This is a genomic window from Pectobacterium versatile (assembly GCF_020166435.1).
GTDB lineage: Bacteria > Pseudomonadota > Gammaproteobacteria > Enterobacterales > Enterobacteriaceae > Pectobacterium > Pectobacterium versatile.
On sequence record NZ_JAINZP010000003.1, the window covers coordinates 405813 to 430918 of the forward strand.

Annotated in this window: 23 protein-coding genes, 1 tRNA gene and 3 pseudogenes; 17 read left to right on the forward strand and 10 right to left on the reverse strand. The window is 49.0% G+C overall.

All coding sequences use genetic code 11. The features are described from left to right. Positions 1-22: 22 nt before the first annotated feature. The 3 genes from bioF to bioD are packed head-to-tail and all read left to right on the forward strand — an operon-like array spanning position 23 to position 2592. The gene (bioF, locus tag K7X24_RS06650) at positions 23-1180 is read left to right on the forward strand and encodes an 8-amino-7-oxononanoate synthase (RefSeq protein WP_224553827.1); all 1158 of its coding nucleotides are present in this window, start codon (positions 23-25) and stop codon (positions 1178-1180) included. Next, complete coding sequence (bioC, locus tag K7X24_RS06655) at positions 1161-1922, forward strand: malonyl-ACP O-methyltransferase BioC (protein WP_224553829.1); 762 nt, start codon at positions 1161-1163, stop codon at positions 1920-1922. The genes bioF and bioC overlap by 20 nt, the downstream gene beginning before the upstream one ends. After that, positions 1915-2592 carry a dethiobiotin synthase gene (gene bioD / locus K7X24_RS06660; protein WP_224553831.1) on the forward strand — a complete coding sequence of 226 codons (678 nt, stop codon included), beginning with the start codon at positions 1915-1917 and terminating at the stop codon, positions 2590-2592. The genes bioC and bioD overlap by 8 nt, the downstream gene beginning before the upstream one ends. Before the next feature lie 209 nt (positions 2593-2801). On the opposite strand, the gene K7X24_RS06665 is transcribed toward bioD, so the two are convergent. The 3 genes from K7X24_RS06665 to K7X24_RS06675 form a co-directional block, all read right to left on the reverse strand. Beyond that, the gene (locus K7X24_RS06665) at positions 2802-3833 is read right to left on the reverse strand and encodes a methionine synthase (protein ID WP_039357231.1); all 1032 of its coding nucleotides are present in this window, start codon (positions 3831-3833) and stop codon (positions 2802-2804) included. Between the two features lie 30 nt (positions 3834-3863). Next, positions 3864-4841 carry a DUF1852 domain-containing protein gene (locus K7X24_RS06670; RefSeq protein ID WP_224553834.1) on the reverse strand — a complete coding sequence of 326 codons (978 nt, stop codon included), beginning with the start codon at positions 4839-4841 and terminating at the stop codon, positions 3864-3866. 550 nt (positions 4842-5391) lie between these two features. Continuing rightward, on the reverse strand, positions 5392-5577 hold the full coding sequence (locus tag K7X24_RS06675) for a hypothetical protein (RefSeq protein WP_224553836.1): 186 nt from the start codon (positions 5575-5577) through the stop codon (positions 5392-5394). Positions 5578-5934: 357 nt separating this feature from the next. Here K7X24_RS06675 and K7X24_RS21990 point away from each other — a divergent pair, with 357 nt between their 5' ends. Next, on the forward strand, positions 5935-6057 hold the full coding sequence (locus K7X24_RS21990; RefSeq protein WP_263485400.1) for a hypothetical protein: 123 nt from the start codon (positions 5935-5937) through the stop codon (positions 6055-6057). A gap of 10 nt (positions 6058-6067) precedes the next feature. Here K7X24_RS21990 and K7X24_RS06680 read toward each other — a convergent pair whose 3' ends face one another. Beyond that, positions 6068-7111 (reverse strand): glycosyltransferase, encoded by a 1044-nt coding sequence (locus K7X24_RS06680; protein ID WP_318013130.1) that lies wholly within the window; start codon positions 7109-7111, stop codon positions 6068-6070. A 346-nt stretch (positions 7112-7457) separates the two neighbouring features. Continuing rightward, a pseudogene (locus tag K7X24_RS06685) lies at positions 7458-8014 on the reverse strand (transposase); the annotation flags it as partial. Between the two features lie 26 nt (positions 8015-8040). On the opposite strand from K7X24_RS06685, the gene K7X24_RS22150 reads away from it, so the two are divergent. The 8 genes and pseudogenes from K7X24_RS22150 to K7X24_RS06720 form a co-directional block, all read left to right on the forward strand. Further along, positions 8041-8163 carry a flagellin gene (locus K7X24_RS22150; protein WP_411909664.1) on the forward strand — a complete coding sequence of 41 codons (123 nt, stop codon included), beginning with the start codon at positions 8041-8043 and terminating at the stop codon, positions 8161-8163. A gap of 363 nt (positions 8164-8526) precedes the next feature. Continuing rightward, positions 8527-9249: an RNA polymerase sigma factor FliA gene (locus K7X24_RS06690; protein ID WP_224553840.1), complete on the forward strand. Its 723-nt coding sequence runs from the start codon at positions 8527-8529 to the stop codon at positions 9247-9249. Positions 9250-9454: 205 nt separating this feature from the next. Then, on the forward strand, positions 9455-9970 hold the full coding sequence (gene fliZ / locus K7X24_RS06695) for a flagella biosynthesis regulatory protein FliZ (protein WP_224553842.1): 516 nt from the start codon (positions 9455-9457) through the stop codon (positions 9968-9970). A gap of 786 nt (positions 9971-10756) precedes the next feature. Further along, the gene (gene phoH, locus K7X24_RS06700; protein WP_224553844.1) at positions 10757-11545 is read left to right on the forward strand and encodes a phosphate starvation-inducible protein PhoH; all 789 of its coding nucleotides are present in this window, start codon (positions 10757-10759) and stop codon (positions 11543-11545) included. Then, positions 11532-11720: a hypothetical protein gene (locus K7X24_RS06705; RefSeq protein WP_224553846.1), complete on the forward strand. Its 189-nt coding sequence runs from the start codon at positions 11532-11534 to the stop codon at positions 11718-11720. Before phoH ends, K7X24_RS06705 begins: the two co-directional genes overlap by 14 nt. 81 nt (positions 11721-11801) lie before the next feature. Next, positions 11802-12290, forward strand: a pseudogene (locus tag K7X24_RS06710) (DUF6387 family protein). Between the two features lie 107 nt (positions 12291-12397). Then, a complete protein-coding gene (locus tag K7X24_RS06715; RefSeq protein WP_224553848.1) occupies positions 12398-12925 on the forward strand; it encodes a DUF6882 domain-containing protein in 528 nt (175 codons plus the stop codon). A gap of 209 nt (positions 12926-13134) precedes the next feature. Continuing rightward, positions 13135-13334: pseudogene (locus K7X24_RS06720) on the forward strand (IS256 family transposase); the annotation flags it as partial. 343 nt (positions 13335-13677) lie between these two features. Here K7X24_RS06720 and K7X24_RS06725 read toward each other — a convergent pair. The 3 genes from K7X24_RS06725 to K7X24_RS06735 all read right to left on the reverse strand — a co-directional run bounded on the left by K7X24_RS06725 (position 13678) and on the right by K7X24_RS06735 (position 16874). Beyond that, positions 13678-13767, reverse strand: a tRNA-Ser gene (locus K7X24_RS06725). Between the two features lie 218 nt (positions 13768-13985). Then, entirely contained in the window at positions 13986-14624 is a 639-nt protein-coding gene (locus tag K7X24_RS06730; RefSeq protein ID WP_010309836.1) for an RpiB/LacA/LacB family sugar-phosphate isomerase, read from the reverse strand. Positions 14625-14840: 216 nt separating this feature from the next. Next, positions 14841-16874 carry a choline transporter gene (locus K7X24_RS06735; RefSeq protein WP_224553850.1) on the reverse strand — a complete coding sequence of 678 codons (2034 nt, stop codon included), beginning with the start codon at positions 16872-16874 and terminating at the stop codon, positions 14841-14843. A gap of 357 nt (positions 16875-17231) precedes the next feature. On the opposite strand from K7X24_RS06735, the gene betI reads away from it, so the two are divergent. The 4 genes from betI (at position 17232) to K7X24_RS06755 (ending at position 21872) form a co-directional block, all read left to right on the forward strand. Further along, positions 17232-17819, forward strand: a complete 588-nt coding sequence (gene betI, locus K7X24_RS06740) for a transcriptional regulator BetI (RefSeq protein WP_224553852.1) — start codon at positions 17232-17234, stop codon at positions 17817-17819. 68 nt (positions 17820-17887) lie between these two features. Further along, positions 17888-19360 (forward strand): betaine-aldehyde dehydrogenase, encoded by a 1473-nt coding sequence (gene betB / locus K7X24_RS06745; RefSeq protein WP_224553854.1) that lies wholly within the window; start codon positions 17888-17890, stop codon positions 19358-19360. Between the two features lie 19 nt (positions 19361-19379). Next, on the forward strand, positions 19380-21059 hold the full coding sequence (gene betA, locus K7X24_RS06750; protein ID WP_224553857.1) for a choline dehydrogenase: 1680 nt from the start codon (positions 19380-19382) through the stop codon (positions 21057-21059). Positions 21060-21218: 159 nt separating this feature from the next. Beyond that, positions 21219-21872 (forward strand): tellurite resistance TerB family protein, encoded by a 654-nt coding sequence (locus K7X24_RS06755; RefSeq protein WP_224553859.1) that lies wholly within the window; start codon positions 21219-21221, stop codon positions 21870-21872. Positions 21873-21966: 94 nt separating this feature from the next. Here K7X24_RS06755 and fabA read toward each other — a convergent pair whose 3' ends face one another. After that, a complete protein-coding gene (fabA, locus tag K7X24_RS06760; RefSeq protein ID WP_039480199.1) occupies positions 21967-22485 on the reverse strand; it encodes a bifunctional 3-hydroxydecanoyl-ACP dehydratase/trans-2-decenoyl-ACP isomerase in 519 nt (172 codons plus the stop codon). A 91-nt stretch (positions 22486-22576) separates the two neighbouring features. Next, the gene (locus K7X24_RS06765) at positions 22577-24346 is read right to left on the reverse strand and encodes a Lon protease family protein (protein ID WP_224553861.1); all 1770 of its coding nucleotides are present in this window, start codon (positions 24344-24346) and stop codon (positions 22577-22579) included. Between the two features lie 166 nt (positions 24347-24512). Here K7X24_RS06765 and matP point away from each other — a divergent pair, with 166 nt between their 5' ends. After that, positions 24513-24971 carry a macrodomain Ter protein MatP gene (gene matP, locus K7X24_RS06770; protein WP_224553863.1) on the forward strand — a complete coding sequence of 153 codons (459 nt, stop codon included), beginning with the start codon at positions 24513-24515 and terminating at the stop codon, positions 24969-24971. Positions 24972-25106: the final 135 nt, after the last annotated feature.

The window sequence follows — 25106 nt, forward strand, 5'->3', positions numbered from 1 at the left end:
ACCGGGTAAGGCGTGCTGAATCATGAGCTGGCAGCAACGTATTGAATCCGCGCTGGTACAACGCCAGCGCGATGATGCCTACCGCGTACGGCGGGTGAATCAAGGCGGCAGCGGGCGCTGGCTGATGCAGGGAGACCGCTGCTACCTGAATTTTTCCAGCAACGACTATCTGGGGTTGAGCCATCACCCAGAGATTGTACATGCCTGGCAGCAGGGCGCTGAGCAATACGGTATTGGCAGCGGTGGTTCTGGGCATGTGACGGGCTATACCGATGCCCATGCCGCGTTGGAAAGTCAGCTTGCCGACTGGTTGGGTTATCCGCGTGCGCTGCTGTTTATTTCCGGCTATGCCGCGAATCAGGCTGTGGTGGCGGCGCTGGCACAGTCAGAAGACCGTATCTTTGCCGATAAACTCAGCCATGCTTCACTGCTGGAAGCGGCTGCACAGTCACCCGCGACCCTGCGCCGTTTTAAACATAATCAGCCCGATAATCTGCAAGCGCTGCTGGAGAAACCCACGGACGGCCAGACGCTGGTGGTGACCGAGGGCGTTTTCAGCATGGATGGCGACACCGCGCCGCTGTCGGCGCTACAGGCTCAGTGCAGGGCACATAATGCCTGGCTGATGGTGGACGATGCGCACGGGATTGGCGTGCTGGGTGATGAAGGTCGCGGGAGCTGTTGGCAACAGGGCGTCAAACCCGAGTTGCTGATTGTCACATTCGGCAAGGCATTTGGCGTGAGCGGTGCGGCGGTACTGTGCGCTGAACCGCTGGCTGAGTATTTCCTGCAATTCGCCCGTCATTTGATTTACAGCACCTCGATGCCTGCGGCACAGGCCTGTGCGCTGAGCGCGGCAGTCAACTGTGTCCGGCAGGGCGACGCGCGGCGTGATGTATTACGACGCAACATCGCCCAGTTCCGTGCGGGTTTTTCCAACTCCACCTATCAACTGATGGATTCACAGAGTGCGATTCAGCCGCTGATTGTTGGCGAGAACGCGCGGGCAATGGCACTGATGAGCCATCTGCGTGAACAGGGCGTGTGGGTCAGTGCGATGCGGCCACCAACGGTGCCTGTCGGCAGCGCGCGTCTGCGCATTACGCTGACGGCGGAACACCAGCCGGAAGATATCAGTCGCTTGCTTACGGTATTACACCATGCTGACAGAAAACTATAACAAGCAGGCGATTGCGCTGGCGTTTGGGCGCGCAGCAGGGGGCTATGACCGCTTTGCCGAACTGCAACGCACCAGCGGAGAACGCCTGCTGGCGCTGATGCCGTCGCACAGCGGTTTACAGGTATTGGATGCGGGCTGCGGAACCGGGCATTTTAGTCGCCACTGGCGTCAGGCTGGTAAGAATGTGACTGCGCTGGATTTGTCGGTGGGCATGCTGGCGCATGCCCGTGAGCAGCACGTTGCCGATCGTTATCTGGAAGGCGATATCGAAAATCTGCCGCTGGCGGATTGCTGTGTGGATATCAGCTACAGCAATCTGGCGGTGCAGTGGTGCGATTCGTTACCGCGTGCGCTGGCCGAGCTGTATCGGGTCACGCGGCCGGGGGGCGTTATTGCGTTTGCGACGCTGGCGGACGGTTCCTTAAGTGAATTGTCGCAGGCGTGGCAGCGTCTGGACGGCACGCAACGGACGAATCGCTTTCTGTCGCTCTCCTCTATCGAAGCAGTCTGTCAGCCTTATCGCCATCGTGTGGTTCAAGAACGTGAGGTCTGCTTTTTCCCAGACGTATTGGCGTTGATGAAATCGCTGAAGGGGATTGGTGCGACCTGGTTGCACGACGGGCGTGCGCCGGGGCTATTGAGCCGGGCACGTCTGGCGGCGCTGTCTGCCCATTATCCGCAAGAACAGGGCGGCTACCCGCTCAGCTATCAACTGGTTTATGGAGTGATTTATCGTGATTGAGCGCTGGTTTGTGACGGGTACGGATACCGAAGTCGGGAAAACGGTCGCCAGTACGGCGCTACTTCAGGCTGCGAATCAGGCCGGATACCGCACCGCAGGCTATAAACCCGTGGCGTCCGGCTGTGAAATGACGGCTGACGGCATTCGCAACAGCGATGCGCTGGCGCTTCAGGCCAATAGCAGCGTCCGGCTGGATTATCAGGCGGTGAACCCGCTGGCGTTTATGGAACCGACTTCACCGCATATTATCAGTGCGGTGGAGCAGCGGCCTATCCATCTCCCAGAGTTGTCCGCAGGGTTGCGGGAATTAGAAACGCAGGCGGATTGGCTGTTGGTCGAAGGGGCGGGCGGATGGTTTACGCCGCTGTCGGAGCAGGACACGTTTGCCGACTGGGTCGTTCAGGAACAGCTTCCCGTGATTTTGGTGGTCGGTATTAAGTTGGGGTGTATCAACCACGCGATGTTAACGGCCCACGCCATTCAACACGCTGGATTGCGCCTTGCTGGCTGGATTGCTAATGACATCACGCCACCCGGAAAATGGCATCAGCCGTATCTGCAAACGCTGCAACAGCGCCTGCCCGCGCCGATGCTGGGCGAAATTCCTTGTGTATCGGATATTCAGCAGCATAATCTGGGGCAATATATTAGTATTAAATCATTAGTGTGATAATTAATCCTGCCATACAACTTTGCCGCAGCCTATATGCCCGTCATACTTCAAGTTGCATGTGCGCTGGCTGGGTTGACGTCGCTAACTACATTCATCAGTGATGCTGCCGTGATCGTTATCGCTCAGTCCGGTTAGTGGTTGAGGGTATTGGGCGATTGATCAAATCGCCCAACTCGGACTGAGCTCGCTTTAGTGATTTAGCGATGTTATTTAGCCAAAAGCTCTCTTCGGACGATTTCCGCACCCGCACTTAACGCATTGAGCTTGCCTCTTGCGACTCGGCGAGATAAAGGGGTCATGCCACAGTTGGTGGAAGGATAGAGCTTGTCGGCATCCACAAATTGCAGGGCTTTACGTAGCGTATCGGCGACTTCCTCTGGTGTCTCAATGGTATTGGTTGCCACGTCAATGGCACCTACCATCACTTTTTTACCGCGAATGAGTTCAATAAGATCCATTGGAACACGAGAGTTCTGACATTCCAGTGAAATGATATCGATAGCCGATTTTTGCAGCTTAGGAAAAATTTCTTCATATTGCCGCCACTCGGAACCCAGCGTCTTTTTCCAATCGGTATTCGCTTTGATGCCATAGCCATAGCAAATATGCACCGCAGTTTCACATTTAAGCCCTTCAACGGCTCTTTCTAAAGCGGCAATTCCCCAATCGTTCACCTCATCAAAGAAAACATTAAATGCAGGCTCATCAAATTGGATAATATCGACACCCGCAGCCTCTAATTCTTTGGCTTCTTGATTGAGAATTTTGGCGAATTCCCAGGCGAGTTTTTCGCGGCTCTTATAGTGGCTATCATAGAGCGTATCGATCATCGTCATGGGACCCGGTAACGCCCATTTAATGGGTTGCGTGGTTTGCTGACGCAAAAACTTGGCATCCTCGACAAAAACGGGCTTTTGGCGAACCACGGCACCAATGACTGTCGGTACACTCGCATCATAGCGATTACGAATTTTAACGATCTCACGTTTCTCAAAATCAACACCGCTGAGGTGCTCAATAAACGTCGTGACAAAATGTTGGCGCGTCTGCTCGCCATCACTGACAATATCAATCCCTGCCTGTTGTTGATCTGCCAGGCTCAAACGTAGAGCATCTTGTTTGCCCTCAATTAATTCATCGCCTTGCAATTTCCAAGGTGACCACAGTGTCTCAGGCTGCGCCAGCCAAGAGGGTTTCGGTAAACTGCCAGCCGTTGAGGTGGGTAACAATATTTTCATAATAATCGGTGACCTTTTGTTTTTGGTTAATCAAAGAACGTAATTAGCAGACCATTGCTCAAGAATAGCGTGGTATGGTTTGATGAAGTTTTTCTCAGTAAACTTTCCCTGCTCGATAGCCAACAGGCTACGTTCTTCTCGATCATAAACAATTTGAGTGAATGAATGATCCTGATGATTCAGGCTTGGCTGATAGCACAGACCTGCTGCAGAATTCGCATTGTAAATCTCAGGTCGGTAAATTTTTTGAAAAGTCTCCATCGTACTGATGGTACTGATCAGCTCAATATTCGTATAATCACTCAATAAATCACCAGAAAAATAGAAAGCCAAAGGTGCGACACTATTTGGCGGCATAAAATAACGAGCCTGCAACCCCATTTTATGGAAGTATTGATCGGTCAGTGAATATTCATCTTGCTGGTATTCGACGCCTAACACAGGATGCTGATTTCCTGTCCGATGATAGGTGTTTTTGCTTGAAATACTTAGGCATATAACCGGTGTTTTACTAAAATTATCTTTATAAGCATTTGAATTTACGAAGCATTTAAATAAATTTCCATGCAGCTCGCCAAAGCTATCTGGGGTGCTAAATCCGGGGTGGTTCTTATTATGATCTGCCAGTAATACGCTAAAATCATAATCTCGCACGTAGGAGGAGAAATTATTTCCTACAATGCCTTCAATGCGCTCGTTAATTTTTTTATCAACGATATTCGTTTTCAATATTTCAATGACTGGGAAACTGTTGCCATTGCCTTCAATATCAACCTCAACGGAAATGATATCAAGTTCAACAGAATAGCGATCGCCTTTAGGGTTATCCCAATGCGCCAGGGAATTGAAACGATTGTCAATCATCGTTAAGGCGTTGCGCAAGTTCTCCTGGCGGTTCTTTCCTCTCGCCAAATTCGCAAAGTTGGTCGTGATACGCGTGTTTTCGGAGGGGTTATAATTTTCATCGAAATACGTGTTCTTAATCGTAAAGGTAAAATTCTTATTCATCGCGATCTGGCATCCTAATTCTTGATATAGAACTTGAAATTATTTCTTGCTTTTCCAAGGTTTCCAAGTCTTATAATTCAGCAGGGTTCATATTGTCTATAGTTAACCAGCATAATTTATGCCAGAGTCATTAAGTGAGTAAAAGTGATTTAATTTCACTAGTCATGAGCTATCTTCATGATCGCTTCCCTTTGTTCAGCAGCGCGTAAAGTAGCTTTTTTCTTCTTCTTCTCCTAAAAAAGAGGGTGTCTGGCATGGAAGCGACACATTTAAAATGTGAACGGGTGCGGAAGGAAAAGGCGCTAGAGTCAGCGATACTGGTGCTACGAAAGCCGTTGCGGGATTTTTACGGGAAAACCGACGAGGACGACTGACCCTTGCAATAGAACGGCAGACACTTATAGGTTACGTGCGAGAAACGATGGTGTCAGGCGCTTGGTTGTCGATAGCACCGATGGAAGCCTGATTAAGTGAACGGAGGTGGTGACGGTGGCAAATCTCGAGGGAGGACTGGAGTGCCAGCGCGGTCAGGCCCTCCCCATCAAACCGGTTAAGTGAGCAAGAAGAGCAACAGATACTGGCCTGTGCCATCAACCAGACTACGCCAGTCTGCCACCGTCACAAATCGTACCGGCGCTGACGGATGACAGGATTTATCTGGCGAGTGAATCGACCTTCTACCGTGTGCTGCATCGTCATGGAGAAGCGCATCGCTGGGGACGGCAACATGCAGCACAGAAAGTCACTTCGGCAATGAGTTGGCAGGCCATCATGTCGTCTCACAGTCGGCCAAGGGGCAGCAACGATAACGTGTATGTGGAGTCACTGTTCCGGATGCTGAAATATGTACTGCAGTGGCCGTCATCGGGGGTCAGTAAGTTGGATGAAGCACGTGAATGGGTAGAGTTTTACCTAGTGGTATAACGAAACGTATCGACATAGCAGCATCAGGTACGTTACGCCAAGCCAACTGCACCGAGGTGAAGATGCCATGGTGCTGAAGAAACGTGATGAGGTGTACCAGATGGCAAAAGCGCGATACCCAGAACGCTGATCAGACAGGACATGGAACTGGCGGCCGATAGGCGAGGTCATGCTGAATCCAGAGCGGGAAAAACAGGCAGCCCAAATCAAGCGGGGTGCCAACTATCTTGACACTTACCGCGACATGCAGGATGCCCTCTTTTTTAGAGAGAAGAAAGACCGAAAACTCTAAAAATAAATTACTATTTAACTCTTATTATCCCTTCAAGCGCCAACTTATAATCCCCGCACCGTTGATAGTAATCAAGTGCTTCAGACTTCATACCAAAACATTCAAGTATGACTGCTATGTTATAATTGGCTTTATACGTGTTTACGCCTTGTTTACGGCCAGGCCCCATTTTTGTACATAACTGAAATGTATCGATAGCATTCTGAAAATCAGCATTATTCATGAATATTAGTGCCTTTAAAAACATGAAGTCTGTAGAAGAACAAAAATCCTCATATTTAAAAATGTCTAATGCTTTTTCATATTTTTCGGTATTAATTAAGCAATAGCCGTAGCATTCAATCAGGACTTCATGGTAATCCTGATGCATATCTTTTTGCAGACGTAGTGATGTTTCAAAACTCTGTGCCGCTCGTTTATAATCTTTCCCTAAGTAGTAGCTTTTACCTAACTGATAATGCAGATAAGCGTCATCACTTGTTTTATCAATGGCATGTTGGAGTAATGTAATGTTGCGAGCGATCTTGTCTTTGCTTTCTATGATTTCTTTTGTATAACCATTATGCATGAATGATAGTGGTGTATCAAAACGTCTATCTGGTGTTTTTTCAGTATTTTTCTTACAAATTTGCTCATGGATAATGCCGACAAACTCATAATATTTTTTGTTGAAAATTCGGCTTATACGCTCTCGGATTAAATCTACGTCTGTGGTGTTTTCATTATTATCGATGATACTGGCAATCTCTACGGTACCGACCTGCGTTGAATGAGTGTTAATGAGCTCTGAGAGTACTGCTACATCAAATGTATTGATCACTTCGTCAGCATCAACAACCAAAATCCAATCATATTTTGCAAATTGCAGTGAATAATTTCTTGCAGCGGAAAAATCTGATATCCATTCAAAATCATAAACTTTGTCGGTAAAGTTTCTGGCAATACTCTTTGAGTCATCACTCGAACCGGTGTCAACGACAACAATGTCATCAAAATATTTTGCAATTTCTTTCAGCGAGTTACTCAAGTGCAAAGCTTCATTTTTCACGATCATGCAGACTGATATCATTGTACACCACGTTTTTAAATGCGCGAATATCGTACAATATTATATCAGATTATCAACAATAACAATGCTATAGTTTCTCATCACTGACGGTGAAAAATCGATAAATTTGATGAAATAGAAAATATGATTGTTTATATATCACTATTTTCTAAATGAGTTTTCTTATGTTATTGTTTTTTTATCGATGTTTTTAATTGAAAATCATTTAACCATTACACTAATATTTATTATCCAACCTATAGCCATCATAGTGATGTATATATGTTATGCTCTAAATAATTCGAGTGCATGAAGGCGGCAACCGCGTGAATCCCCTAAATAACTTCGCATATTACCGCTTCACTTTAGCCAGACCATGTTGATTGCTGGGGAACGGCGAAGCGGTATTCATAAATAGCTTTACCTGTTCCAGTAACTGCCACATATACTGGCACTGATGGTTACGCGTTATCGTTTCGTGTAACGACAACCAGAGTAACTCGATTGGATTCAGCCACGGCGAATAGGTTGGCAGGAACAACAACCGGAACTTCGTATTTTTTTCCAGCCAGCGTTCCACCTTGCGGCTTTTATGAATGATGTAGTTATCAACGACCAGCGTAATGGTTTTCGCTCGCCAGTATGTCTGTCGTAATGTCTCTAATGGATTGATAAATAAATCAAAACACTTTTTACTGCCGCCACTCCTGAGCCAACGCCTGCTCGATGGCCATAGTGCGGATCTTTGCGTTTCAGCGTAGGCGCGGCTCTGCGCCAGACCATGCCAGCCTGTTTGAGGTATCTTTGCAAGGTGGAACGGTGAAGCGTCACGCCAAAAAGCCGGTTGGTGATGCGGGCCAGTAACTCTGTGCATCAGCGAGAGCGCAGCCCGCCGAAATCCTTCGGCGAACATTTCAAATTTAGTGTAGACGGCGTTGGTTACCCAAAACGCGCGTTCTTGTATTTTAGATACAGATTATGTGCAGGAGGGATCTGCGATGCCTAAGGCATTGGTGATGCAGCAGACGGGCTCTTCACTGCTTGGGCAGGTTAATTAGATCCCTGAAACAGTATTGACCCTGTTAAAGAGGTAGTAAAAAGCACGTTGTAGGCCATAAATTTGGCTTCAGGCGTGGGGATGGCAGGTATGCAGAAGGGCGTTTCTTCCCATAAAACATCCTTTTCTCTGCGCAGAGTCTACGCTAGAATCATCTCGCTTCAGAAGAGAGATGTATCACAAATTTAGCACCTCATTACATCCTATGAGCTTGCCATTTGCGCTTCTCACCGCATATTTTTTACCAAATCTTGCCATACATGGCAGGAATAACCCTTCTTTTTTAACGCTATTCAGACGATTGGCTACCCTACCTAAAAGCATAATAGTGTCGATAACATTATCATCGTAGGTATTTGTCACTGTGAGCGATTTGTATACCGCCGAAGGCACAATGGATAAAAATTCCCTTTGGAAGCGCTATGTTCCGCTAGTGCGCCATGAAGCCTTGCGTTTACAGGTTCGTCTCCCCGCGAGTGTTGAACTTGACGATCTGCTACAGGCTGGTGGTATTGGCTTGCTCAGCGCAGTTGAACGCTATGATTCGTTGCAAGGTACAGCGTTTACTACCTATGCCGTTCAACGAATTCGTGGATCGATGCTGGATGAATTACGCAGTCGTGATTGGGCTCCACGCAGCGTACGGCGTAATGCGCGGGAAGTGGCACAAGCAATGCAACAGGTTGAACAACAACTCGGTCGTACTCCAACGGAGCAGGAAGTCGCGCAGGCCCTGAATATCACGCTTGAGGATTATCGTCAGATATTGCTAGATACAAATAATAGCCAGCTTTTCTCTTACGATGAATGGCGTGAAGAACATGGTGATAGCGCAGAGGCGTTACTGGAAGGCAATGAAGATGCGAATCCATTGCATCAACTGATGGAAGGCAATTTGCGCCATCGCGTGATGGATGCAATTGAAAATCTGCCAGAACGCGAGAGGTTGGTGTTGACGCTCTACTACCAGGAAGAGTTGAACCTGAAAGAGATCGGCGCCGTTCTTGAAGTCGGGGAGTCGAGAGTCAGTCAGTTGCATAGCCAAGCGATAAAGCGCCTGCGCGTGAAATTAATGAACGATGTTTAATTGCGCTGCGTAGGAATACTGTTATCAAAATATACCTTCAATCACTGAAGTTGCAACAGCATGACAATTTTTGAATATTGATGAGTGTTTTATCCCAGTATCTAAATAGTTAATGCTGCCTGTTTTGTAGCACCTGCTTCTCTGGCGTAATGAGAGCGGTGCTATCGCTTCATGTTGCAGTTATATATTGTCATGGAATGGATTCATGCACCCATCAATTCGGAAGAAACAGCTGCTAAGCCGTTATCTGAAAGACTTCAAACATAGACAGACCAACTGTTCCCAGTGCCATAAAGAACTCGACCGCGTTTCACTGGTATTTCGTAATCAGCTTATCAATAAAAAATCGATTGGCAGCATCGACAGGCTTATCGATGATGAAATATGGTTTGGTCTGCAACAGGAATTAATTCCGCTTTGCCGCTTTTGTAGCGAAATATTATGCAATACCCATGCTAGCTATTTCGATATTAAAGCTTTCACACAATATCTGATCGAGCAAACCGAAGTTCGACATAGCACGATGCGTGAGTATGTCATTCGTTTGCGGCGGTTGGATGAACTGCTGGCCGCAAATAATTATCCCGCAGACACCTTTTCTGGGCACCACGATGGTGTGCAGCAGCGGGTATGCGATTACCTTCCTGACATTGAGCAAAATATTTATCGCAGTGCCTTACGAAAATACGATCAATATCTGGACTGGCAACGACATTTCTAACGCACACCGTGGACGTTCGTTCTCAGGCCGACATTGCTAATTTACAGAATACTGGCTATACCCTAAGTAAGTCGAGTTTCAGGAAGGCGGCAAGAGAAAGTCAAATTCGTCGGGAACGAGTTTGACTAGCAACGGCTGGCCTTCGGTGAGAGACAGGATGTCTCTCATGCCATCTCGATGAGCTTACTCAGGTAAGTATTTGGGTGACTGACAACTCTACTTGCAGCTGACCCCAAGTGGGTGAGGCTCACGTAAGTATGCTGAGTCGCGCAGCCGGCGCGCATGCAACTCTTGAAGTATGACGGGTATATACATAAATGTTATGACAGTGTAAAAAATGCTTGCATTGCAGGAGCAAATTACTGCACTGTCATACTACTGAAATCATTCGGCACTAATTTTTAGGCAATGGTTAGCAGTAGTTCTACGATGCGATCAATCATTATTCAGTGGAATAGTCGTTGTCACAGTGAGGAACGCGAATGGTAATGTCCTTTTCTGGACTTTGTAGTCGATGCCAAGATTCTAAGCCGCTGACTCGCCGATGCGAGGGGTTTTCCTCCCATTTATTTTCAACACTGTGCCATTCTCTCTTTACCCAAACTCTCCATTTATTTTCTTTTTCTAACCATGAATGCTCGGCCCGTTTTTCACTCAGTTCGTGGATGAATCATGCGTATTCTCTGTCCGCTATTGGCTTAATAAGGAAGCCTAACCTCGTTAGTGAGTTAAACGTCACGCGCTGTAGAACAGTGCGGTAAGTGAAACAAACTGTAAGGTGCCACTATGGGAAGACAAAAAGCAGTGATCAAAGCTCGTCGTGAAGCGAAACGCGTTATCCGCCGTGACTCGCGTAGTCATCGTCAGCGTGAGGAAGAATCGGTCACTTCTCTGGTACAGATGGGCGGAATTGAAGCAATCGGAATGGCGCGTGAAAATCGTGATAATTCCGTTATTCAAGCTCGTACAACTGCCCAGGAACATTACTTGTCTGCGATAGAAAATAAACAGTTGATTTTTGCCACAGGTGAAGCTGGCTGCGGTAAAACGTATCTGAGCGCTGCGAAAGCGGCGGAGGCACTAATCCATAAAGAGGTTGAGCGTATTATAGTTACGCGGCCAGTATTACAGGCTGACGAGGATCTTGGCTTTTTACCTGGAGATATTGCGGAGAAATTTGCGCCTTATTTCCGCCCAGTTTACGACATACTTTTACGTCGGCTGGGGGCCTCTTTTATGCAGTACTGTTTGCGGCCGGAAATTGCCAAAGTCGAAATTGCGCCTTTTGCGTATATGCGTGGGCGGACGTTTGAAAATGCGGTTGTGATTCTGGATGAAGCGCAAAACGTGACAGTGAACCAAATGAAAATGTTCTTGACGCGTTTAGGTGAGAACGTCACGGTTATCGTGAATGGTGATGTGACGCAGTGTGATTTGCCTGCTGGGGTTAAATCCGGCCTGCGCGACGCATTGGAGCGTTTTGTTGAGGATGACATGATTGGCGTGGTTTCTTTCGGTAAAGAGGACTGTGTGCGTTCGGCGCTGTGTCAGCGTACACTCCATGCCTATGGCTGATGTCTGTGTGGCACGGGAATTTTCATTCCCGTGCCATATAAAAGAAAACGCCTCTGACTTGCGTCAAGGGCGTTTTCTTTTATATGGCGGTGAGGAAGATGTGTTGGCAATCAAGGCCAATGAACTAAAGAACAAAAAACACATCGCCCAGTGGCGTTCAACACTGGAAACCTAAACGTATAGCTCTGATGGATGACTGGGCAACCTATTGTTCTATCGGGTAAAAAAGCTAAAATAGTTGAATGGGTAGCAGGATATGAAACGAAGTGAGATCAGGAAAGCACTGGAAGCATGGTTTGATATTGAAAGTTACGAGGCGACAGAAAAACTAACGCTTCAACAGTTTTATATTGAGATTGAACAACGTATTTTGGCCTAGAGGATGTTGTTGAACCGAAATACAATACCTACTTTGAACCGATTTTTGTTGGATAACTATAGCTATAAATCCTCAGGGGTGAAATTCTTTTCAGCGGTAATATGGTCACCCTTGGGCATGAGCTTGCCCGAACCCACGCTGTAGTCCCCATTACCCAAAGCAATGCACAACCTTCATGAAGACAGCGAGAACGATCGTGATGAGGAAATGCTCAAGGCAACGGACTATCCGTTGGCAATGGCATTCCTGACAGACGAAAGTTACCCGAAATCGCTTGAGGGTTACATGATGGAAAACCATCACTTAAATGGATCACTGATAAGTAAGCACGTCGAAGATGAGAAGAAGGAAAAAACAGCCAAGTAAAAATGTGTATTAGCCTTGGCTTGGTTCCTGTGTCAGAAAATGACTTGGCAGTGAGATGAGTACATTGTAAGCACTATTCATATTGAGTTTAAAATAAGGGAAAACAGATGATCGGTTTCTTTAAGAAGCTTTGTGGCAGCAAAAAGAAAGGCGCTAGTGCAGATACTGGAGTGCTTTCAGAACCAGATCTCACCATTACTCGTGCGAATAACGAGTTGCAGTTGCGTACACAAGCAGCGGTGGATCTGTGGGGGCTTGATACAGCGTCATGGGATGTTGATCTGGATTCAGGTACTATCACCTTCACCAATGACGAAAAGGGGATAGTTATAACGGCCCCAGTGCAGGTTATTGGCACCTATAACACTGAAGATGGCTCTTGGTTATGGGGATGGGAACACCCATCAGTAAGTGAACAGCTTGGAACGTTTGCTCGGAGAGTTCGAGATTTTGGCGAGCAATACGGACGAGAGGAACTGACCACACGCAAAATTGCTACTTCTATGGATACTGCTTGGGCGTTTACTGCGCTTGCCTGTTATCTCAACGGTGGCGAGGGGGGGTATAATGGCTCGTCAGGTTCAACACGAGTACTGATGGTTTATGGTCCAGTGACGATAAACAAAAAAGACTAACCAGTCTGGCTATAGGCAATGCTGAAGACCATATTAGGTATGGCTATGATCCGCAAAGTATCTTATCGGGTTTACACATGCATTTTAAGCCAATACAAAAAAGGTTACGTTCACCGTGCGCGAACGTGATCACCTCAAGGGACTGTAATTAAAATTGTGTAATTGCCTGTTTTTGATATGTTCACTCCAACAGCGGAGACAGGAAAACGATGAACGAAAAGAAATTCAAAGCCCTTGCGGCTGAACTAGCTAAAGGCCTTAAAACGGAAGCTGACCTCACCCAGTTTCCTCATATGCTGACGAAACTCACCGTCGAAACGGCGCTTAATGCTGAATTCTCAGAGCATCTCAGACACGAAAAAATGCCCCTAAATCAGGCTCTAACACGAGAAATAGTCAGGCGATAAAAAAACGCAACGTTTTCCTAACAGACGACTCGGTGCGCAAGGTGATTTATTTAGCGACACACGAAGCACTTCGGCTATTCGGATGAGGGGATAATTCCATATTGAGAGAGCTTCCCGCATTTGTCAGACAGTGATGTTCTCAAAATCTAATAGAATGAAGATGGCGACATATCTTGAGCTTTTCTTTATCTGTCTGTGGGGAAGTGGGTGTAGGAAAAACTAGCTGAATGAGGAGGATGCAGGATTTCACAAACAAAAAAGTCCGCCGAAGCGAACTTTTTATGTATTACTTTATGCAAGACAAAACCAAACATGATATCTAATTAATTGATTTTGTTGAATGTATGGCGGTGAGGAAGGGATTCGAACCCTTGATACGTTTTCACGTATACACACTTTCCAGGCGTGCTCCTTCAGCCTCTCGGACACCTCACCGGGGGTTGCCTACAAGGGGCAACGGGGCGCTACTATAGGGAGTCACCTAGCTTCGGTCAAGCAGTATTTAGCGCGAACGGTGCGTATGGCTAAGCATTGAACGGTAAAGGATAGTCTGCGTAACCGTGTCGTTAAAATGTAGGCAAAATGAGTTGATCATTGGCATAAAAAAACCACAGACCATGATGGCCTGTGGTTTTTTGTCAGCTATCGGACGATTACGCCAGCAGCGTTTTGATGTAGCTGGTCAGTGCTTCGTCTTTGCTGTTAGCGAAGAAGTATTCTTGGAATTTAGGACCAGCAATCGCGCCTTTAACCAGATCCTGATCGAGGCCTTTCAGGATGGTGATCAGATCGTTGTAGGTTACCGCTTTTACGGCATCCAGGATTTTCTTGTTACGTTGTTGAGGAACAACGCGGTCGCTCGGGTAGCCTCGGCCGCCTTCTTCTTTGAACAGCTGGGTAAACAAGTTTTCCAGGTTCAGTTCTGCGCCCCAGCCAAAGCCTTTAGCGTAAGGAACAGATACGGCGTTACCGTTGTTGATCTGAGAGAACAGGTAAGCATCAGATGGGTCAACAACCAGACCGCAGATTACGCCTGGGAAAGAGTTACAAGCCAGCATTGCGCCCTGGCCAGTACCGCAACCGGTCACAACGAAATCAGCCGCGCCGGAGTTCAGCAGGATAGCTGCCAAAATACCGTTCTGGATGTAGGTCAGCTGCGCTGCATCTTCAACGGCGTATTGGCCGTAGTTGTGTACAGTGTGGCCCAACGGTGCAACCGCTTTGGTCAGAGACTCGGCGATGATGGCGTTTTTGGCAGCTTGGCTGTTCTCGTTAATCAGTGCAATTTTCATGTTCGTTCCTTTTCTGTGACGGACAAATACATTTTTTAAAACTGTATTTCAAATTGATGTGAGCAGTATACCGTTTCAAAAATAAAGCGCAAATCGTCGAAGCAAAGAATGCGGCACAGCCCATAGATTCAGGAAAAAGAGGATGAAAGAAAAAGGGGGGTAAATGCATAACATATTGAAAAATGGCGCTGTATTTCAGCGCCATAGCGTAGGGGATTATGCGTCAGGGAAGGTCAGCGTATTGCCCGGTGCCTCTCGATTAAGATGAAGAAAATTCAGGTGTCGTTCGTACTGATCCAAAATGTCGTTAATCACCTGTTCTTTGCTGTAATCCATCAGATCATTCCCCTGGCTTCCTTCCAGCAGGAAGGTTTCAAGGCGGTAATAATCTGATTTACCCGAGCGGGCGCGGTAGGTAAACGCTGGGACGCTATAGCGCTGTGGCCAAATTTGGTAAAGAAAGTTCTGTTCATCACCCAAATCAACCAACAGTTCGAGATGGTTCAGGCGTTCATCTTCGACAGGTGGCAAGTCGTTGACTTCAACGCTGGCTCCTCGCAGGCGCAGTTCGCGCGCGACATCATCCATGGCGGCTTTACAGACGGTATACAGCATTTTTTGCGTATGCGTTGTGCCGGGGAAATTCATGACGCGTGAGAGGCGTTGCTTCCAGTTCAGGCGATCGTCGCCTGATATTGGCATCGGTGCCGATGTTTGTAAGGAGCTGGCTTTACGATAATCCTCAACCCGCAGTGATTTATACAATCCCGCCATAATAAAGAACATCACAAAGCTAAACGGTAATCCCATAATGACGGTGGTGTTCTGTAAGGCTGAAACACCGTTTGTCATCAGCATGCCCAACGTCAGCAGGCCAATGGTGACTGACCAGAAAATCCGCAGCCAGTTTGGCGCATCATTGTTGATGTCGCCAAGGCGAGAGGTGAAGTTGCCGAGCACCAGCGAGCCGGAATCGGCAGAGGTGACATAAAACAGCAAGCCGGTAATGGTCGCGACAGAGGCGCTCAGGCTGAAACCGGGGTACTGCGCCAGCAGGCTGTAGAATCCGCGCTCTGGGTGTTGCATGACTTCATTGGCAAAATCCAGATTACCGTGGAGCACCTGATAAAGCGCGCTGTTGCCAAAAATGGAGAGCCACAGTAGCGTAAAGACAAACGGAATGATCAGCGTGCCGACGACGAACTGTCGAATCGTTCTGCCGCGTGAGATACGAGCCAGAAACAGTCCGACAAACGGTGCCCATGCGACCCACCATGCCCAGAAAAACAGCGTCCAGCTATTCATCCATTCTGTCGGGCGATCAAAGGCAAAGCTGTTGAGCGTCATGCCGGTAAAGCGATTGATGTAATCCCCCACGTTGAGCACTAACGCGTTTAGCAGAAATTCGGTATCGCCCCAGAAGAGCAGAAAAAGAATCAAGCCCAGTGCGAGCAGGACGTTAAGCTCGGAGAGGAAGCGAATACCGCGATTGACACCGGACGTCACGGAGACCGTCGCCATGATTACGGAAAGCAGGATGAGCGAGGCCTGAACGGTGAGATTCTCTGGGATCTGGAACAGGACTTTCAGCCCGTAGTTCAACTGAACGACGCCGATGCCCAGCGTAGTCGCGATACCGAAGATGGTTCCGAGTACGGCCGCAATATCAACGCTGTGGCCAATCGGGCCATTAATACGTTTACCAAAGATAGGGTACAGGGCAGAGCGAATCGTCAGCGGCAAATTATACCGGTAGCTGAAGTAGCCAAGAGCAATGCCCATCAGCGCGTACATTGACCAACCGGTTAACCCGTAGTGAAACAGCGTCCAGACCATGGCCTGCCGTGCCGCTTCTATCGTCTGGCCTTGTCCTTCCGGTGGCATCATATATTGCGTGATCGGTTCCGCAACGGAAAAGAACATTAAATCGATACCAATCCCCGCTGCAAACAGCATTGCCGCCCAGCTCATCAGACTAAATTCAGGCTTCGACTGTTCTGGCCCGAGCTTGATCGACCCAAACCGAGATGACGCGATGAAGATGACGAAAACGATGTAGAGCGTGGCGGCTAGCAGGTAGTACCAACCAAATGTGGCGGAAACCCAGTTAAGTGCGTGGGTGATCCAGTCATTGGCTTCTTTGTTAAACAACATGGTCATCAGCGAGAAGGTCAGGATTAATCCCGCTGATGTGTAGAACACGACGGGATTCAGGCGATCCCGTTGGGTGATGGTTTCTGAGGCTGGCATGGTTATCCCTTGCGTTGCGTGAATAGGTACTCCGACTCCTCTCTCCACGAAGCGCGCTTAGCGCATATCATACCAAAGACACGGCGCAGGGCATCCGCTGAGTACGCTTTCCGTTGAAGATTATCATCAGAACAAAAAAGAAATTATTCTTTTTAAGGTGGAGTTATCGTCTGAACTCACACCGATTTTCATGATAATTGATACAGATTTTTAACCTTTCAGCAATAAAAGATATTCATTTTTTATTGAACGTTCAATCAAAAAAAAGTTTAATGAGACAAATCGGATCATGAACCAGTGTCTTTTACCGTGATTCATCACGCAAAAATGAAGGGAAGAAAATGAAGGGGAAATGCGGTGCCTAAAGTCGGAATGCAGCCCATCAGACGGCAGCAACTCATCGAAGCGACGCTGGCCGCGATTAACGATGTGGGGATGCATGATGCCTCAATCGTACAGATTGCCCGACGTGCGGGAGTGTCGAATGGGATCATCAGTCATTACTTCCGCGATAAAAATGGCTTACTGGAAGCGACGATGCGCTATCTGATTAGTCATCTGGGGCTGGCGGTGAGATCAAGGCTGCTGAACCTGGCAGAAAATACGCCTCGCGCACGTTTGCGGGCGATTGTTCAGGGGAGTTTTGATGATAGCCAGACGAATAGCGCAGCGATGAAAACCTGGCTGGCGTTCTGGGCCTGTAGCCTGCATTCCCCCATGCTCCATCGGCTACAGCAGGTTAACGATCGGCGGCTTTACTCCAACCTGTGTGTCGAATTCAGCCGCTGCTTGTCGAAGGACAACGCGCGTATTGCGGCAAAAGGGCTGGCAGGTCTGATCGATGGACTATGGCTGCGTGGTGCGCTAAGCCATGACGCCTTCAACCGCGAAGAAGCGCTGGGCATTATCTACGCCTATATTGAGCAGCAGCTCGCCCGCGCGTAATCCTTCTTTATCATTTTGCCTTCACTGACTGGAACCTGTGTTTGGGCAGTCATCAGACAGGAGAATCTATGTCTCACTACGGTTTACAACAGCTTTATATCAACGGCACTTATGTCGATAGCACGGGTGACGAGACGTTTGAGGCGGTGAACCCCGCGAATGGCGAGATCATTGCCCACATTCAGTCGGCCACTGCCGCAGATGTTGACCGTGCGGTCAATGCCGCAACCGCAGGGCAGAAAGTATGGGCGGCGATGACGGCGATGGAACGTTCACGCATTTTACGCCGCGTCGTGGATATCCTGCGTGAGCGTAATGATGAACTCGCGTTACTCGAAACGTATGACACCGGCAAGCCACTCTCGGAAACACGCACTGTCGATATCGTGACCGGCGCGGATGTTTTAGAGTACTACGCGGGGCTGATTCCTATGCTGGAAGGGCAGCAGATCCCCCTGCGCGGTACCTCATTCGTCTATACTCGTCGTGAACCGCTTGGCGTGGTCGCGGGTATCGGTGCCTGGAATTACCCTATTCAGATCGCATTGTGGAAATCGGCCCCTGCGCTGGCGGCAGGCAATGCGATGATCTTCAAACCCAGCGAAGTCACGTCACTCACCGCGCTGAAGCTGGCGGAAATCTATACCGAGGCTGGGTTACCGGCTGGCGTGTTCAACGTGCTAACGGGAACGGGGAAATCCGTTGGTCAGGCGCTGACCACACATCCGGGCATTGCCAAAATTTCTTTCACTGGGGGGATCGCCAGCGGGAAAATGGTAATGGCCAATGCCGCAGGCTCGACGCTGAAAGACGTCACTATGGAACTGGGTGGAAAATCTCCGCTGATCATTTTTGATGATGCCGATCTGGATAAGGCGGCGGATATCGCCATGATGGCGAATTTCTTCAGCGCCGGTCAGGTGTGTACTAACGGTACACGTGTCTTCATTCCGCAGGCATTACAGGCACAGTTTGAGGAAAAAATTCTGACGCGTGTTCAGCGTATCCGTATTGGCGATCCGACTGACGAGCAGGTGAATTTGGGTCCGCTGGTCAGCTTTCCGCACAGAGAGTCCGTACTGCGCTACATCGAAAACGGGAAGCGTGAAGGCGCTCGTGTGCTGGTGGGCGGCGAATCGATGAATGACGAGAAGTATGCGCAAGGCGCCTACGTTGCTCCGACGGTGTTCACAGATTGCCGGGATGATATGACGATTGTGCGAGAGGAAATCTTTGGCCCAGTCATGAGTATTCTGACGTATCAGCATGAGGATGAGGTTATCCGCCGCGCCAATGAGAGCGAGTATGGACTGGCGGCCGGCATTGTGACCTGCGATCTGAATCGGGCACATCGGGTTATTCATCAGCTCGACGCGGGGATTTGCTGGATCAACACCTGGGGTGAGTCTCCGGCTGAAATGCCTGTGGGCGGCTACAAACATTCGGGTGTCGGACGTGAAAACGGCATAACAACATTGGAACACTATACGCAAATTAAATCTGTACAGGTTGAACTGGGTGAATTCCGCTCGGTATTTTAAACGAAGGGGAGAAAGCCTAATGGAATATGATTACATCATTATCGGAGCTGGTTCCGCCGGCAATGTGCTGGCAACGCGTTTAACAGAAGAAAGCGACGTAAGCGTGCTACTGCTTGAGGCGGGCGGCCCGGACTATCGGCTGGATTTTCGCACGCAAATGCCTGCGGCATTAGCTTTCCCATTGCAGGGGAAGCGCTATAACTGGGCTTATGAAACCGACCCAGAACCTCACATGAATAATCGCCGCATGGAATGTGGCCGCGGCAAAGGGCTGGGTGGTTCATCGCTGATTAACGGCATGTGCTACATCCGTGGCAATGCGATGGATTTTGATAACTGGGCGTCCATGCCGGGTCTGGAAGACTGGAGTTACCTTGACTGCCTGCCGTATTTCCGTAAAGCGGAAACGCGGGATGTGGGATCGAATGACTATCATGGCGCGAGCGGTCCTGTTTCGGTGACAACGCCGAAGATGGGAAACAACGAACTGTTTCACGCGATGGTTGAAGCGGGCGTACAGGCGGGTTATCCGCGTACGGACGATCTTAACGGCTATCAGCAGGAAGGCTTTGGGCCGATGGACAGAACCGTCACGCCGAAAGGGCGTCGCGCCAGTACCGCGAGAGGTTATTTGGATCAGGCGAAAAGCCGTAAGAATCTGACCATTGTGACGCATGCCTTAACCGACAAGATTCTCTTCGACGGAAAACGTGCCGTTGGCGTGGCTTACTTTAAAGGGGAAAGTGCGCAGACGGCGAAGGCACGCCGTGAGGTGCTGCTGTGTGCCGGCGCGATTGCTTCGCCGCAAATCCTGCAACGTTCCGGCGTGGGGCCGAAAGACTTGCTCCAAGGGCTCGATATTCCCGTGGTGCACGATTTGCCCGGCGTCGGTGAGAACTTGCAGGACCATCTGGAAATGTATTTACAATATGCCTGCAAAGAACCGGTATCGCTGTATCCGGCGTTACAGTGGTTTAACCAGCCTAAAATCGGCGCGGAATGGTTGTTCAACGGCACTGGTGTTGGTGCCAGCAACCAGTTCGAAGCGGGGGGCTTTATTCGTAGTCGGGATGAGTTCGCCTGGCCGAATATTCAGTACCACTTCCTGCCCGTCGCGATTAATTACAACGGCAGTAATGCGGTGAAAGAGCACGGATTTCAGGCGCACGTTGGCTCCATGCGTTCACTCAGTCGGGGGTGTGTACAGGTGCGATCCAAAGACGCCCGCGAGCACCCGAGCATCTTGTTCAACTATATGTCTACGGAGCAGGATTGGCAGGAATTTCGCGATGCGATCCGCATTACGCGTGAAATCATGGCGCAGCCTGCGCTGGATAAATACCGTGGGCGAGAGATCAGCCCTGGGCTGGAGGTTCAGACTGATGAGGAACTGGACGAATTTATCCGCAATCACGCCGAGACGGCATTCCATCCCTCCTGCTCCTGTAAGATGGGTGAGGATGAGATGGCGGTGGTTGATGGGCAAGGCCGGGTTCACGGTATGGAAGGGCTACGCGTGGTGGATGCTTCCATCATGCCGCAAATTATTACCGGTAACCTGAATGCGACAACTATCATGATTGCCGAGAAAATTGCCGACCGAATCCGCCGGCGCCAGCCGCTGCCGCGTAGCAAGGCTCGCTACTATGTTTCCGGAAATGCCCCAGTGAGAAAAGCACCGCTGAAGTCAGCATCGTGACGTTTCCTGCATAGCAAGATGGATCGCCCAGATAGACCGTAGAGACCGTGCGGTCCATACTTTTCATTGCTATACACAATCTGACAAATAAACACCTTCCGCACCATTACTATTAGTGACATCGCCATCAGTGATGTCACTTTTCCTTGAGGAATGAAAATGAATAATTGGCTGCAACAGATTCAGGGCTTATTAGGCTCCGGTAGCAAGCTGGGGAATCAGCATCAAGGGGGCAAAAACGGCAATTTGGGCGACATGCTGAAGCCGGCTGCGCTGGGCGGTTTGGCGGGTGTGTTGTTATCGAATAAATCCACGCGGAAAATCATGGGTTCATTGGGTAAAAATGCGTTGATCATTGGCGGTAGTGCAGCGGCGGGCGTGGTGTTGTGGAACCAGTACAAAAAACGCGTTCGCGACACGCATCAGGACGATCCACAGTTTGGCACCCAGTCCTCTGGCGATAATATTCGCGCCCAGCGTTTGATTCAGGCTCTGGTTTTTGCTGCCAAGAGTGACGGCCATATTGATGCAACCGAGAAACAGCGTATTGATGAAAATATCCAGCAACTGCAACTGGGCAGTGAAGCACACCGCTGGGTACAGGAAGCCATAGAACAACCGCTTGACCCGATTCTGCTGGCGAAAGATGTGAAGAATGAGGAAGAGGCGCTTGAGGTCTACTTCTTGAGCTGCGCGGTCATTGATGTCGATCACTTCATGGAGAAAAGCTATCTGGATGCGCTAGCGACTGAATTGAAGATACCGCAAGATGTACGGCAGTCGATCACCAATGAACTGAAAAGTCCATCATGATAGGGCGAGTGATTTAAGCTGTGGTGAGATAATATTGGATAAATAAACGGATAACGCGGGCGAAAAGGTTTTCGCCCGCAGTGCTATCTGATACTTAGAAAGCGCTGGTGTCTTTGAACAGACCCACTTTCAGTTCGTCAGCGGTATAGATTTGGTGACCGTCAACCCACACTTCACCATCAGCAATACCCATCACCAAACGGCGATTGATCACGCGTTTGAAGTGAATGCGATAAGTCACTTTTTTCGCTGTCGGCAGCACTTGTCCGGTGAATTTAACTTCACCCACGCCGAGCGCGCGGCCTTTGCCTTCGCCGCCCAGCCAGCCCAGATAAAATCCGACTAATTGCCACATCGCATCCAGACCGAGGCAGCCTGGCATCACCGGATCGCCGATGAAATGGCAACCGAAGAACCACAGGTCAGGCGTGATATCCAATTCGGCTTCCACATAGCCTTTGCCATACTTACCGCCGTCTTCCGTCATTTTAACGACGCGGTCCATCATTAGCATGTTAGGGGCAGGTAACTGAGGGCCTTGCGGGCCGAACAGTTCACCACGACTGGAGGCAAGGAGGTCTTCTTTTGTATAGGATTCGCGTTTATCTACCATGGTCTCTGTAAGCCTTGTTTTAATGAAGCACGCAGGTTAGCGTACACCTGTACGCTGGGCAAGTCTGTTGCGTCTGGTTAAACCAGTTGGTTTAACGGAAAAACCAAGGGAAACGTCTACGCTCTTGCGGTGAAATCTGTCCAATTCGCTCACGAATGGCGGACAACAGGTTTGGTTGCTGTTCATCGTCATAAGCGAAGTTGGTCAATAATGACACCGCTTCCGGCGCAGTTTCTACCGGGAATAAATGGAATTTCCCTTCGCGTACCGCCTCAACGACATCTTCCTGTAAACACAGATGGCGTAAATTAGCCGCAGGTAAAATCACGCCCTGCGTTCCCGTCAATCCACGACGCTGGCAGACCTCAAAGAAACCTTCGATTTTCTCATTCACGCCGCCAATAGGTTGCACATGGCCAAATTGATCGACGGAACCAGTCACGGCGAACTGCTGATTGATCGGCCGCAAGGAGAGGGAGCTAATCAGCGCACATAGCTCTGCCAGTGAGGCACTGTCACCGTCAACTTCGCTGTACGATTGTTCGAAGACCATGGACGCTGAGAAGGGAAGCTGTTGATCAAGCTCCAGTTCCGTAATCAGGAACGCCTGCATGATCATCATACCTTTAGCGTGTAAATTGCCAGCCAGTTCGGCTTTGCGCTCAACATCGGTGAATTCACCATCGCCAGCGTGAACCACGCAACTGATGCGTGTTGGTTCGCCAAAGGCAACGGGATAGCCTGGGAATTCCAATACGGAAAGTCCATTAATCTGGCCGACGACTTCGCCTTCCGTTTCGATCAGAATCTGGCCTAATTCGATTTCATCCTGCATGCGTTCACGCAGGTAGCCTTCACGCCATTGGCGAGCGGCAACGGCATCAACCAGCGCCTGCTCCGTGATCTGGCCATCTCTGGCGTATAGCGATGCATATTTTAACTGGCCGGTTAGCCAACGTGGGCATAATGGCAAATTACCCTGATCGCCGCTGTAGCGTATCGCCACGTTCACTAATGCCGGCCAGGCACCGGCATCCAGCAGCGGTAGCTGATTTTCGCTGCATAGCGCATTGATGTAGGAGCACCAGCGCGCCATGTCGTCAATTTCAATCAACTGCAATTGCACTTCGAACTCACCGTAAATCGCGTGTTCGCCTAATTCCGGCTCCATATCATGAATATCTGCCAGATTTTCGCGGTCGCCGAGAATAATCAGGCGAATATCAAGCGGCATCGGTGGCACATCAACAGGAAGTGGCTTACGCTCGTCTGGCGACAGCCAGCGATAGATACCTTCAGCCATAATCTGTTTCAGACGCAGCCACATCAAAGGCTGAGCTAGCAGTGCTCTGGCCGACAGGATCAACGTACCGCCATTAATCTGGTGAATCAGCCCTGGGTGCAGCGTGATTTCATCGTGAAAACTGCGCACGCAGCCGAAGAGCTGTTCAGGTTCAATCCATTCCTGATAGCCACAGGATTGCTGTGCGGCAAAGTTATCCGCAGGCTGTGTGGCGGGTTCGACCCGGATATGACGACCCTCAATGATATATTTACTGCCATGTATCACCCCGGAGTCTGGCCTGGTGGCGCTCAGCGCACGGGCGATCAATGCCATATATTCATCATTTTCCTGCGCTTTCAACAGCATAAAGCGCGAAGGTGAACGAGGGTGGCAAAAGAGCGTCAGGCTGTCTGCCAGACGTGACTGAATAGCGGAGAATTCAGCAGGAGCAAGTTGAGCTGCCTGAGTGAATAGCGTTTGATAAGGCGTATTATTAGGCAGTAAATGCTGCCATGAGAGTCGGTTACTGGTCAAAGTATCAATGTAATCGTCTGAAGGAAAAGCGTGATTATACAAGAATAATCTAGACTTCACATAAGGAGAGTCATCTTTCATACGGTGAAGCTCAGACCATGTTTGGCTAACCGTCTTAAAAGCTGTCAGAAAACTGCCAGAAAGCGGTCAAAATCAGGGAAAACTGTTATGCTGAAAGTTACGTTACGCGGTCACTGAAGAATTTAATATGAAATATCAACAACTAGAAAATCTTGAGTGCGGGTGGAAATGGAAATACCTGGTGAAGAAGCATCGGGAGGGAGAAGAGATTACGCGTTTTCTCGAGCAAAGCGCTGCGGATGATGCCGTACTGGCATTGCTTAAAATGGAAAACCAGCCAGTGAAAGTACTGGAGTGGATTGTGCAATGTATGAATCCCACCTTAGAAAACCGGATGAAGCAAACGATTCGCGCACGGCGCAAACGCCATTTCAACGCAGAGCACCAGCATACACGCAAGAAATCGATCGATTTGGAATACCTGGTCTGGCAGCGCCTTGCGGCTCTCGCTCAGAGACGTGGCGTGACTTTATCAGAAACGATTGTACAGTTAATTGAAGACGCTGAGCACAAAGAAAAATATGCCAGCCAGATGTCGCTGCTTAAACAGGATCTTAAAGCCATTCTGAATAAAGACGAGACGTGATCGTTTTTTTCATTTATTGCGCTGACAAACACGCATAAAAAAACGCAGAGAGCGTTTTTCAACGTTGCGTAGCAACGGCCCATAGGGACAGGGTGACTGACAAGGATATTCGTCATAAAAAAACCTCGCCAGAGC

Bases quoted from the DNA above. Each gene is read 5' to 3' on its own strand.
- K7X24_RS06665 (WP_039357231.1), bottom strand. From the start codon at position 3,833: ATGAAAATATTGTTACCCACCTCAACGGCTGGCAGTTTACCGAAACCC.
- bioC (WP_224553829.1), top strand. From the start codon at position 1,161: ATGCTGACAGAAAACTATAACAAGCAGGCGATTGCGCTGGCGTTTGGG.
- K7X24_RS06705 (WP_224553846.1), top strand. From the start codon at position 11,532: ATGCCTATGGCTGATGTCTGTGTGGCACGGGAATTTTCATTCCCGTGC.
- K7X24_RS21990 (WP_263485400.1), top strand. From the start codon at position 5,935: ATGCTGAATCCAGAGCGGGAAAAACAGGCAGCCCAAATCAAGCGGGGT.
- fabA (WP_039480199.1), bottom strand. From the start codon at position 22,485: ATGGTAGATAAACGCGAATCCTATACAAAAGAAGACCTCCTTGCCTCC.
- K7X24_RS06680 (WP_318013130.1), bottom strand. From the start codon at position 7,111: ATGATCGTGAAAAATGAAGCTTTGCACTTGAGTAACTCGCTGAAAGAA.
- matP (WP_224553863.1), top strand. From the start codon at position 24,513: ATGAAATATCAACAACTAGAAAATCTTGAGTGCGGGTGGAAATGGAAA.
- bioF (WP_224553827.1), top strand. From the start codon at position 23: ATGAGCTGGCAGCAACGTATTGAATCCGCGCTGGTACAACGCCAGCGC.
- betB (WP_224553854.1), top strand. From the start codon at position 17,888: ATGTCTCACTACGGTTTACAACAGCTTTATATCAACGGCACTTATGTC.
- K7X24_RS06670 (WP_224553834.1), bottom strand. From the start codon at position 4,841: ATGAATAAGAATTTTACCTTTACGATTAAGAACACGTATTTCGATGAA.
- K7X24_RS06735 (WP_224553850.1), bottom strand. From the start codon at position 16,874: ATGCCAGCCTCAGAAACCATCACCCAACGGGATCGCCTGAATCCCGTC.
- phoH (WP_224553844.1), top strand. From the start codon at position 10,757: ATGGGAAGACAAAAAGCAGTGATCAAAGCTCGTCGTGAAGCGAAACGC.
- betA (WP_224553857.1), top strand. From the start codon at position 19,380: ATGGAATATGATTACATCATTATCGGAGCTGGTTCCGCCGGCAATGTG.
- K7X24_RS06730 (WP_010309836.1), bottom strand. From the start codon at position 14,624: ATGAAAATTGCACTGATTAACGAGAACAGCCAAGCTGCCAAAAACGCC.
- K7X24_RS06755 (WP_224553859.1), top strand. From the start codon at position 21,219: ATGAATAATTGGCTGCAACAGATTCAGGGCTTATTAGGCTCCGGTAGC.
- K7X24_RS06715 (WP_224553848.1), top strand. From the start codon at position 12,398: ATGATCGGTTTCTTTAAGAAGCTTTGTGGCAGCAAAAAGAAAGGCGCT.
- fliZ (WP_224553842.1), top strand. From the start codon at position 9,455: ATGCACCCATCAATTCGGAAGAAACAGCTGCTAAGCCGTTATCTGAAA.